This is a genomic window from Acidovorax sp. Root267, assembly GCF_001429215.1.
In the GTDB taxonomy this organism is placed as follows: Bacteria; Pseudomonadota; Gammaproteobacteria; order Burkholderiales; family Burkholderiaceae_C; genus Acidovorax; species Acidovorax radicis.
The window spans coordinates 324060-334973 of record NZ_LMJC01000029.1 but is presented as its reverse complement, the minus strand read 5'-3'; the positions used below and the strand labels follow the sequence as shown (position 1 = coordinate 334973).

10 protein-coding genes are annotated in these 10914 nt (G+C 66.6%); 7 read left to right on the top strand and 3 right to left on the bottom strand.

The features are described from left to right. The 3 genes from ASE39_RS17920 (at window position 1) to ASE39_RS17915 (ending at window position 1533) form a co-directional block, all read left to right on the top strand. Window positions 1–792, top strand: a complete 792-nt coding sequence (locus ASE39_RS17920; protein WP_057272014.1) for a helix-turn-helix domain-containing protein — start codon at window positions 1–3, stop codon at window positions 790–792. Between the two features lie 115 nt (window positions 793–907). After that, complete coding sequence (locus tag ASE39_RS27305; RefSeq protein WP_348981579.1) at window positions 908–1180, top strand: FMN-binding negative transcriptional regulator; 273 nt, start codon at window positions 908–910, stop codon at window positions 1178–1180. Continuing rightward, window positions 1111–1533, top strand: a complete 423-nt coding sequence (locus ASE39_RS17915) for an FMN-binding negative transcriptional regulator (RefSeq protein WP_282434132.1) — start codon at window positions 1111–1113, stop codon at window positions 1531–1533. The genes ASE39_RS27305 and ASE39_RS17915 overlap by 70 nt, the downstream gene beginning before the upstream one ends. A gap of 85 nt (window positions 1534–1618) precedes the next feature. On the opposite strand, the gene ASE39_RS17910 is transcribed toward ASE39_RS17915, so the two are convergent. The 3 genes from ASE39_RS17910 to ASE39_RS17900 form a co-directional block, all read right to left on the bottom strand. Then, window positions 1619–2755 carry a GGDEF domain-containing protein gene (locus ASE39_RS17910; protein ID WP_057229385.1) on the bottom strand — a complete coding sequence of 379 codons (1137 nt, stop codon included), beginning with the start codon at window positions 2753–2755 and terminating at the stop codon, window positions 1619–1621. Between the two features lie 30 nt (window positions 2756–2785). After that, window positions 2786–4267 (bottom strand): AMP nucleosidase, encoded by a 1482-nt coding sequence (locus ASE39_RS17905; protein ID WP_010462791.1) that lies wholly within the window; start codon window positions 4265–4267, stop codon window positions 2786–2788. 69 nt (window positions 4268–4336) lie between these two features. Then, on the bottom strand, window positions 4337–6409 hold the full coding sequence (locus ASE39_RS17900; RefSeq protein WP_057272013.1) for a bifunctional diguanylate cyclase/phosphodiesterase: 2073 nt from the start codon (window positions 6407–6409) through the stop codon (window positions 4337–4339). Window positions 6410–6574: 165 nt separating this feature from the next. Between ASE39_RS17900 and dbpA the strand changes: the two genes are divergently transcribed. The 4 genes from dbpA to ASE39_RS17880 all read left to right on the top strand — a co-directional run bounded on the left by dbpA (window position 6575) and on the right by ASE39_RS17880 (window position 10904). Continuing rightward, on the top strand, window positions 6575–7978 hold the full coding sequence (gene dbpA, locus ASE39_RS17895) for an ATP-dependent RNA helicase DbpA (protein WP_057272012.1): 1404 nt from the start codon (window positions 6575–6577) through the stop codon (window positions 7976–7978). A 227-nt stretch (window positions 7979–8205) separates the two neighbouring features. Next, entirely contained in the window at window positions 8206–8949 is a 744-nt protein-coding gene (locus ASE39_RS17890) for a GntR family transcriptional regulator (protein WP_057272011.1), read from the top strand. Between the two features lie 122 nt (window positions 8950–9071). Then, entirely contained in the window at window positions 9072–10082 is a 1011-nt protein-coding gene (locus ASE39_RS17885) for a tripartite tricarboxylate transporter substrate binding protein (RefSeq protein WP_057272010.1), read from the top strand. A gap of 3 nt (window positions 10083–10085) precedes the next feature. Continuing rightward, window positions 10086–10904, top strand: a complete 819-nt coding sequence (locus tag ASE39_RS17880; protein ID WP_057272009.1) for an amidohydrolase family protein — start codon at window positions 10086–10088, stop codon at window positions 10902–10904. Window positions 10905–10914: the final 10 nt, after the last annotated feature.

Genomic DNA, 10914 nt, shown 5'->3' with positions numbered 1-10914 from the left:
ATGGGAATTGCTGTGCTGGACAGCGGTTATGTAGAGCTGCCGTTGGGCACACTGGATGCCACCCGGATCGAAGCGGTGTGGCGCTGTGGCCTGGCTGCGGGGCAGCCGCAGCGGGTGCTGCCAGACGGCCGCATGGACCTGGTCGCGCATTGTGTGCTGCATCCGGACAGCTCTGTGGCGTCGGTCCGGCTGGTCGTGGCGGGCCCCGCCGACACGGCCACGCAGGTGGTTTTGCGCGCCAACACCGTGCTGGTGGGCGTGCGCTTTCACATGGGCTGGGGCGGTGTGTGCCTGGGGGTTGTGCCCCACACGCTGCGCAACCAGGCCCTCACGGGGCCATGTGCCTTGGCGCTGCTGGGTCCTCTGGCCGATGCGGTGGTGCGCGCAGACACCGTGCCGCGTGCCCAGGCCGCCTTGTGTGCCGCGGTCAGTACGTTGGCTGCGCGGGCGGTGGTCACTGCCGCGCATGGCCGGGCACTCCAGGCCATCGCTCGAATGAAACAACGCGTCCAGGCCGGGGCCTTTGGCGAGGCGGCGGGTGCAGAAAGTTCGTCGCGCACCTTGCGCCGGGACATTGTGGCGGTGGCCGGCTTCCCCCTTCGGACCCTATCGGGTGTTTTGCGTTTCCAGCGGGCCCTGGAGCTGCTGGATGCCGGAGGTGGCCCGCTCAGCGGGGTGGCCGTGGCGGCTGGTTACACCGATCAGGCGCACATGACCCGGGAGTTCCGCCGGTTTGGCGGCTTTACGCCCACAGTGCCGCCACCGGCTCCGCTGGTCCGCTTGTTCGGATAAAAACGGCTCCGAATCGGTAGGGCCTTCCTCGGGCTGCGATTGGAGCGTGGCCGAAACGTTCAAGACGCAAACCTTGCCCAGGGCCAGACTGTGGGTTTCTGATTGCCCCAATGCCATGCACAGCCAACCCCTTTTCCAGCTGGAAGACCCCCATGCCATTCACCACCTCATGCGCGCCTATCCATTGGCCACGGTGGTGGTCGTGACGCGCCAGGGGCTGGAGGCGAATCTGCTGCCCCTGGAACTTTGCACCGAAGAGGGTGGACCCACACGGCTGCGGGGACATGCGGCGCGGGGCACCCGCTGCTGCAGCCGGGCATGGACGGCGCTGAGGTGCTGGCTGTTTTTCAGATTCCCAACGCCTACATTTCACCGCGCTGGTATGTGAATGGCCAGCGCAGCGGCCGCCTGGCACCCAGCTGGAACTATGCGGCCGTCGAGGCGCGGGGGCGCCTGCGCTGCGTCGATTGCCGTGACTGGCTGCAGGCCCACCTGCAGGCCCTCACGCTCTCGCAGGAGGCTCGGCGCGACGCGCCGTGGCTGCTGGAGCATGCCGTCTCCGGGTTTGTGGAAGAGGCCGCCGGGCGTTTGCGGGGTTTTGAAATCGATATCGATCATCTGACGGGAAAACGATTCCTGTCGCAGCAACGCACCGAGGCGGATCGGCGTAGCCTGATCGAACACCTGTCCAAGGAGGGCTCGGGCGCCGCGCACGATGTGGCCCGGCTGGTGGTTCCGTGAGGGGGTACGAAAAAAGGCTGCTAGCGCTTATTTGTCAAACGCTCTTTGCTATTCAAAAAATAGCATTCACCTGCTGGTGCAAGGCTCAGGATGCCGCCATCAACCGGCCGCGGCCTGCGGTTTTTGCCTCGTACAACGCGCCGTCGGCACGGGCCATGAGTTCGGCCAGGCCCGATTCGCCAGGCTCCATCACGGCCATTCCGGCGCTGTAGTCCAGCGCAAAGCCCAGTTCTACCACGCTGGCCGCATGCAGACGCCGACGAAGGCGCCGGTCGAACGACAGGCCTGCCGGGGCGCTGTTGTGCAACAGCAGCACGCCAAACTCCTCGCCGCCCAGTCGTCCTACCAGGTCGCCGCTGCGGCTCGTGTCGCCCAGCAGCCGCGCAAATAGCTGCAGGGCTCGGTCCCCTGCCTCATGTCCTTGGGTGTCGTTGACGCGTTTGAAGTGGTCCAGGTCCAGCATCAATGCAGTCATGGGCAACTGGTGGCGGATGGCGTGGGCCAGAAGGCTGCCCCCCTGCGTGGTGAAGCCGCGCCGGTTGAGCAGGCCCGTCAGGCCGTCGGTCATGGCCAGCGTGCGCAGCTTCTGCTCGGCCTCGTAGCGCCAGGCCACCAGCACGGCGACGGTTCCAAGCACCAGGCTCACATTGGTGGCCAGGGCTGCGGCCAGGTTGATTGGGTGGGGGGTGCGGAAACTCGGGTATTGGTCGGTAAAGGCACCCAGCAGCCCGCGCGCCAGCGTGAAAGCGGCCGACGTGAGCAGGCAGCCCAGCAGCAGCGCGCGCCAGCGCCCATCTGCCAGCACCCGCGGGTACAGCGTGGCGCGCGCCACGATGCACAGAATGACCGCCATCAGCCCGTTGGCCCAGCCCACGCGCCATGCGTAGTGGCCAAACCCCAGCGTGTAGCCCAGTGGTGCCAGGACCACCAATGCCAGCAGCACGCGCCGCAGGGGGCGTGGGCCCAGCCACTCTTCAAGGGCCCGGTACAGCATCCACTGCGCTGCTGCATTGCAGGCAATCGACACGGTGGACAGCGCCTGGTCCCACAGGGTGGAGGACGCAATGATGGCGGCCCAGGCCACGGCCTGCAGCAGCATGCTGGCTTGCACATGGCGGGCTGCGCGGCCTACGTCCCGGCCCATGATCATGGGCAGCGCGGCCGAGATCATGAACAGGTTGGCCGCCATGACGGCCATCAGCGTCAAAAAATCCAGTGGCATGGGTCGAATCGGCCCCGTGATTCGGGGTGTTTACTGGAAGGCGACTTCGGCAAAACTGCGCAGCTTGCGGCTGTGCAGCCGGTCCACGCCACCGTTGCGCAGGATTTCGATGGCGCGCATGCCGATGCGCAGATGCTGGTCCACACGCTCGCGGTAGAAGTGGTTGGCCATGCCGGGCAGTTTGATCTCCCCATGCAGGGGCTTGTCGCTCACGCACAGCAGGGTGCCGTAGGGCACGCGAAAGCGAAAGCCGTTGGCGGCGATGGTGGCGCTTTCCATGTCCAGCGCCACGGCGCGGCTTTGGCTGAAGCGGCGCTGGGGCGTGTTGTCGGGCAGCAGCTCCCAGTTGCGGTTGTCGGTGCTGGCCACGGTGCCGGTGCGCATCACGCGTTTCAAGTCCGCGCCGCTGATCTGCGTGATGTCGGCCACGGCCTGCTGGAGTGCCAGCTGGATCTCGGCCAGCGCCGGGATGGGAACCCACAGCGGCAGGTCTTCGTCGAGCACATGGTCTTCGCGCACGTAGGCGTGGGCCAGCACGTAGTCGCCCAGCCGCTGGCTGTTGCGCAGGCCCGCGCAGTGGCCCAGCATCATCCAGGCGTGCGGGCGCAGCACGGCGATGTGGTCGGTGATGGTCTTGGCGTTGGCGGGGCCGACGCCGATGTTGACCATGGTGATGCCGCTGCTGTCCGCGCGCACGAGGTGGTAGCCGGGCATTTGCGGCAAGCGCGGCGGGGCCACGCCCAGTTCGTCGCCGGGCTGGGCACTCAATCCCACGCGGCGGGTCACGACATTGCCCGGCTCGATGAAGGCGATGTACTCGCTGTCGGGTTTGGCCATCTCGGCATGGCCCAGGCGCACGAATTCGTCGATGTAGAACTGGTAGTTGGTGAACAGCACGAAGTTCTGGAACCACTCGGGTGCCGTGCCGGTGTAGTGGCGCAGGCGGTGCAGCGAGTAGTCCACGCGTGGTGCAGTGAACAGCGACAGGGGTTGTGCCTCGCCCGGGCGGGCTTGCCAGGTGCCGTTGGCAATGCCGTCGTCCATGGCTGCCAGGTCGGGCAGGTCGAACACGTCGCGCATCAGCATGCGGCGCTCGGGTGTCAGCGTGCCCTCGATGTGGTCGTGCTCGGCAAATGAGAAGTGGATCGGAATGGGGTGGGCACTGGTGCCCACTTCCAGCTCCACGTTGTGGCTGGCACGCAGCAGACGGAACTGCTCGGCGTAGTAGTGGGCAAACAGGTCGGGTCGGGTGAGGGTGGTTTCGTAGCGCCCGGGGCCCTCCACAAAGCCATAGGCCAGCTTGGTATCGGCCCGCGCCACCGTGGTGGTGTGCACCCGCACAAAGGGGTAGAACGCGCGCACGGCGCCTTCGGGCGTTTCACCCGCCACAAAACGCTGCATGGCATCGCGCAGGTGGCCAATCTGTTGCTGGTAGATGCGCTGCACCTGGGCCAGTGCGTCGGCCGGGTCGGTGTGGCGGGTGGGGGCGATGAAGTCGGGGATGAGGGGCATGCCCCTATTGTCCACAAGCCGGGAACGTGTTTGTGTGACGGGCCTCGGGAAAGGGGGCTGAACAGGTCCTCACGCCGAAAAATCGCGCATCCAGCGCTGGAGCGCCTCGGCGTCCAGTGGCACGGACACCACATGCCCCTGGATCAGGTCGCACTCCAGGTCCTTGAGCAATTGCACCTGTGCCGGGGTTTCAACCCCCTCGGCCACGGTCTTGAGCTGCAGGCTGCGGGCCATCTGGATGATGGCCGTGACAATGGCCACGTCGTCGGGGTTGCCGGGCGTGTCCACCACAAAAGACCGGTCGATCTTGAGGCTGTCGATGGGGTAGCGCTTGAGGTAGGCCAGCGACGAATACCCCGTGCCAAAGTCGTCGATGGAGATGCCCACGCCCAGCGCCTTGAGGGCGTTGAGGGTGTCCAGCACCTGGCCGGTCTGGTGCATCAGCACGGATTCGGTCAGCTCGATGCCCAGGTACTGCGGCGCCAGGCCGGTATCGCGCAGCACGGCCGCGATCTCGCCAGCCACATCGCGCTGGCGAAATTCGAGCGCCGACAGGTTGATCGCCACCGGCACCAGGGCCAGGCCCTTGTCCTGCCAGGCCTTGAGCTGGCGGCAGGCTTCGCGCATCACCCAGCGGCCAATGGGGGTGATGAGGCCGCGCGATTCCGAAAACGTGATGAACTCGTCTGGCCCCACCAGGCCGCGCTGCGGGTGGCGCCAGCGCACCAGCGCCTCCAGGCCCTGCAGGGAGCCGTCTTCCAGGCAGATCTGCGGCTGGTAGTGCAGCACAAAGGCGTTGTCCACAATGGCCTCGCGCAGCAGGCGCTCGTGCTGCAGCACGTCGATGGCGCTGGCCTCCATGCTGGGGGTGTAGAACTGGCGGTTGCCGCGCCCGCTGTCCTTGGCGTGGTGCATGGCCGCATCAGCGCAGCGCAGCAGCGCATCACCGGTGGCGGCATGTTCCGGGAAAAGGCTGATGCCGATCGAGGGGGACACCGTCAGCGGCACCTGGCCCAGGGTGAACACGCCGTGCATGGACTCCAGCAGCTTGTCGGCCACCCGGGCGGCATCGTCGGGGCCCTGCACATCGGTCAGCACCACCACAAACTCGTCGCCGCCCAGCCGCGCCACCACGTCGGCGTCGCGCACGCCCTGGCGCAGGCGTTCGGCCACATTGCACAGCAACTGATCGCCCGCATGGTGGCCCAGCGAATCGTTCACCGTCTTGAAATGGTCCAGGTTCACAAAAAGTACGGCTGCACGGCCATGGCGCCTGCGGGCCAGCGACAGCACCTGCGACAGCTGCTCCATCAGGAAGTGCCGGTTGGGCAATTGCGTGAGGGTGTCGTGCAGCGCAATGAAGGCCTCGCGCTCCTGCGCCTGCTTGCGCGCGGTGATGTCCCGCACCACCACGATGCGGTAGTCCGCATGGTGCATCGGCATGGTCTTGCCCACCACTTCCACGGGAATGGCGTGGCCATCCTTGTGGCGGATGGTGACCTCGTAGGGGTCTTCGCGCCCGGTGCGCGTGTAGTCGAGTGCCACGGCCCGCCATTCGGGGCTGATGAAGTGGAAGATCGAGACGCCCACCACCTCCTGCAGCGCATAGCCTGTCAGGCGGGTGAGTGCCTCGTTGCCGTCGGTGATGATGCCGTCGCGGTGGAACACGATGGCCTCGTCCGTAGCCTCGGTGAACTTGCGCATGCGCTCTTCGCTCTGGCGCACCTGGCGTTCCGCGCGCCAGCGTTCGGTGATATCGGTGATCAGCACAAACGAACCCAACTGTGCCGAGGTGGCGTCGAAGTGCGGGATCAAGTTGACCTCGATCATGCGGACCTCGCCGTTGGGAAGCGTCTGCTCGCGCGTGTACTTCACGTGTTCGCGGCGGGTGGACCGCTCCACATGCGGCTGGATCGCCTGCCAGGCTTTGTCGCCAATGGCCTGCTGCACCGTGAGGCCCAGGATGGATTCGGTCGTGTGGCCGTTGTAGGCCGCGTAGCCCTGGTTGGCGAACTGGCAGCGCAGTGCGGGCACATCGTAGTAGGCCATCAGCGCGGGTATGGAGTCGGCGATCAGGCGCAGCAGCGAGTCGCTAGAGCCCCCTTGCCCGGGGGGATTGGCTGCGTTGGTTGAATCTGGCATATCCCACCCGATGCTGAGAGCGTGTCCCAATCCCGATTGCACGGCAAAGCGGCCCCGTGCAGGCCGCAAATATGTTCTTTCGGTTATAGCCGATACGCCTTACGCGTGCGTAAGGTAGTTGCCCGGATATCAGGGGCTCAATCGCTGGGGCCGGATAATCGGCCGATGACCTCCAAAGAAAACCAAGCCAGCACTGATTTCAGCGCGCTGGCCCTGAGCCCTGCCACGCTGGCCAACCTGCAGCAGCTGGGCTACACCACGATGACGCCCATCCAGGCGGCCAGCCTGCCCCCTGCCTTGCTGGGCAAGGATTTGATCGCCCAGGCCAGCACCGGCAGCGGCAAGACCGCGGCCTTTGCCCTGGCGCTGCTGGCCAACCTCAATCCCCGCCGTTTTGCGGTGCAGGCCCTGGTGCTGTGCCCCACACGCGAACTGGCCGATCAGGTCACCAGCGAAATCCGCCGCCTGGCGCGGGCCGAAGAAAACATCAAGGTCGTGACCCTGTGCGGCGGTGTGCCGCTGCGTGCGCAGACGCTGAGCCTGGAGCATGGCGCGCACATCGTGGTGGGCACCCCCGGCCGCGTGATGGACCACCTGGAGCGCCAGCACCTCAGCCTGGAAGCGCTGAACACCCTGGTGCTCGACGAGGCCGACCGCATGCTCGACATGGGCTTCTTCGACGACATCGTCGTGGTAGCCAAGCAGTGTCCCAAGGAGCGCCAGACGCTGCTGTTTTCGGCCACGTACCCCGAGGGCATCGCCAAGCTCAGCGCCCAGTTCATGAAGTCGCCCGTGCAGATCACCGTGCAGGCCCAGCATGCCGAGGGCAAGATCGAGCAACGCTGGTACGAGGTGAAGAACAGCGAACGCCTGCACGCGGTGTCGCAGCTGCTCAACCACTTCCGGCCTGAATCGTCCATTGCCTTTTGCAACACCAAGCAGCAGTGCCGCGACCTCGTGGGCGTGCTGCAGGCCCAGGGCTTCAGCGCGCTGGCGCTTTTTGGCGAGCTGGAACAGCGGGAGCGCGACCAGGTGCTGGTGCAGTTTGCCAACCGCAGCTGTTCGGTGCTGGTGGCCACCGACGTGGCCGCGCGCGGCCTCGACATTGCCAACCTGGCCGCCGTGATCAACGTGGACGTGACGCCCGACGCCGAGGTGCACATCCACCGCATCGGCCGCACCGGCCGGGGCGATGCAGACGGCCTGGCGCTCAACCTGGCCAGCCTGGACGAGATGGGTTTTGTGGGCAAGATCGAGGTGTTGCAGGGCCGCGAGTCGCGCTGGTTCCCAGTGGCGGAACTGACACCCACCGGCAGCGGCCCGCTGGTGCCGCCGATGGTCACCATCCAGATCATCGGTGGCCGCAAGGAGAAGATCCGTGCGGGCGACGTGCTGGGCGCGCTGACCGGAGAGATGGGCTACACCCGCGAACAGATCGGCAAGATCAACGTGAACGACTTCTCCACCTACGTGGCGGTGGACCGCGCCATCGGCGCGCAGGCGGCGCAGCGCCTGAACCAGGGCCGCGTGAAGGGCAAGACCGTGAAGGCGCGGCTCGTCACGGACTGAGTCGCTAACGGGAGGCCAGCGCCGCTGCGCGGAGGCTGGCTGCGCTGGTGGTAGGTGAATATTGGGGTGAAAACGGCCTTCAGCGCTTGATGGGCGTCATTTGTTGCTATCTATTCGATAGTTAATAAGTCCTGCCCGGCGACGGATCATTCCCGCAGCTGTTTTTTTACACCGTCTGCGGTATTTGCGCGTTGCATCAAGACCTATAGAGGACTATAGTTCTTGGTATGACCACATCCCACAAAGTTGTTGCCTTTGACAGTGCCCCGGGCCTAAGCCGCTACGCCGCCCTGGCTGCTGCACTGCGTGCCCGCGTGGTGGCCGGGGAATGGCCGCCCGGCTCGGCCCTGCCGGCAGAAAGCCTGCTGGCCACGGAGCACCAGGTGGCGCTGGGCACCATGCGCCGTGCACTGGAACTTCTGGTGGCGGAAGGCCTGGTCGAGCGCGTGCACGGCCGGGGCACCTTTGTGCGCCAGGGCATTGCCGGTGCGTCGATGCTGCGGTTTTTCCGGTTTGACAGCGGCAGTGGCGAAATGCCGCGCTCGCGCATCCTGTCGCGCCAGCGCGTGGCGGCACCGGCCGCCGTGGCCCGCAGGCTGGGCCTGGCCACGGGCGAGATGGTGCTGCGGTTGCAGCGTTTGCGCCTGCTGGCCGACCTGCCTTGTCTGCTGGAGGACCTGTGGCTGCCGCTGGATGTGTTCGCGCCCCTGGCCGAAGGCAGCACCGCCGACTGGGACGACCTGCTGTACCCCATGTTCGCGCGCCGCTGCGGCGTGCATGTGCACCGCGCCGTGGACGACATTGGTTTTGCTGTGCTGACAGCCCCGCAGGCCAGCCACCTGGGGCTGGCCGCAGGCCATCCGGGCGTGGTGGTGCAACGGGCCGCCTACGACCTGGGAGGGCGCTGTGTCGAATGGCGCACCACGCGCGGCGATGCACATGCCTTTCACTACACCGTGACCATTACGTGAGCGGCAACCCCTGAGCACTGCCCGGGCCTGGCAAGCCAGTTCCACAGCGCCTACTGGCTTGGGGTTCCCCAGCTTCAGGTGCGGCCCCCTGAACGACTGAAGACTCAACCAAGGAGACCTGTATGCACCATCTGTCCGATCCTCTGAACCCCCCTGGCCTGTCGCGCCGCGCGGCGCTGGCTGCCGTGGGCGCCACCCTGGCCGCCCCCTGGGTGCACACCTGCGCAGCGGGCGTTGGCGGCGGACGCACCGTGACCCTGGTCGTCTCCTACCCGGCAGGCGGCGGTGCCGACCTGATGGCCCGCATCATCGCGCCCCGCATGGCCGAAGCGCTGGGGCAGGGCGTGGTGGTGGACAACAGGCCCGGCGCCAGCGGCCAGCTGGCCGCATCGGCCGTGGCCCGTGCCACGCCCGACGGCACCACACTGCTGCTCGATGCGTCGTCGTTCGCCGTCAATCCGTCGCTGTATCCCAAGCTGCCCTACGACAGCAACACTGCCTTTGTGCCGCTGGCCGTGTTGGCGACCTTTCCGAACGTGCTGGTGTGCCATCCAGGCTTCGGCGTCAACTCCGTCAAGGAGGTCATCGCACGCGCCAAAGCCAAGCCCGAGGACGTGGCCTATGCGTCGTCCGGCAATGGCTCGGCCCAGCATCTGGCTGGGGCGCTGTTTGAAGAGCGCACGGGCGTGCGCCTGTCTCACATTCCATACCGTGGAGGCGGCCCTGCCATGAACGACGTGATGGGCGGGCAGGTGCCGCTGTTTTTTGCCAATGTGGCCTCGTCCCTGGGCCACATCCAGGCAGGCAAGCTGCGCCCGCTGGCGGTAACCAGCGCATTGCGCGCCCGTTCGCTGCCCGATGTACCCACCATGGCTCAGGCCGGCGTGGCCGACTACGAAGTGCTGGAGTGGAACCCTGTGCTGGCCCCGGCGGGCATTGCGCCTGAGGTGCGTACGCAGCTGGTCCATGCCATCCGCAAGGCGTTGGCTGACCCCGAGGTGCTGGGCCGCATCCGCGCGCTGGGCGGCGATGCCTTTCCCGATGCGACCCAGGCCAGTGCAGGCAAGTTCATCCAGGCCCAGCAAGCGCAGTGGGGCAAGGTCATCCGCGAGCGCAAGATCGTGGTGGGCTGACCCATGGGTGCGCTGACCACATCCGCGCCGTTGCGGGATGCCTTGGAGGGATGGGACACGCACGTGCATGTCTTTGACGCAACCGCCCCGGTCCAGGCCGGGCACTACCAGCCTATTCACCAGCCCCTCGAACGCATAGAGGCCGAAGCCGCGCGGCTGGGTGTAGGGCGTCTGGTGCTGGTGCAGCCCAGTGTGTATGGCACCGACAACCGGCTGGTGCTCGACGCCCTGGTGCGCGAACCGGGTCGGCACCGCGCAGTGGTGGTGGTGGAGACAGACATTGCCGACGACGCGCTGCAGACCATGCACGCACTGGGCGTGCGTGGCGTGCGTTTTAATCTGGTGTCCCCCGTGGGCAACGGGGCGCAGGCCGTGCAGGCACTGGCGCCCCGCCTGAAGGTACTGGGCTGGCATGTGCAGTGGTATGCGGCACCGGCCCAATTGGCGCAGATTGCCCAGCTGCATGCGCAAACGGGACTGCCCTGCGTGCTGGACCATCTGGCGGGAATGCATGCGGCCCTGGCGCAGGACGCTACGGCCTGGCGGGCGCTGGCAAGGCTGGCCGACCTGGGCGCGTGGGTCAAGCTGTCGGGCTGGTACCGCTTGCAGGCCGCGGCACCCTATGCTGAATTGCACGGTGCGATCCGCCGCGTGGCCGGGTTAATGGGCGAGCGGCTGGTGTGGGGTTCGGACTGGCCACATACTGCATTTGCACCGGACGCGATGCCCGCCTACACGAGTGTGTGGGAGCCGGTGGTGAATGCCCTGGGCGCGGCGCACGCCAGCAGGGTGCGCATTGCGGGCGCAGAGTTGTACCGCTGAAGTGGGGGAA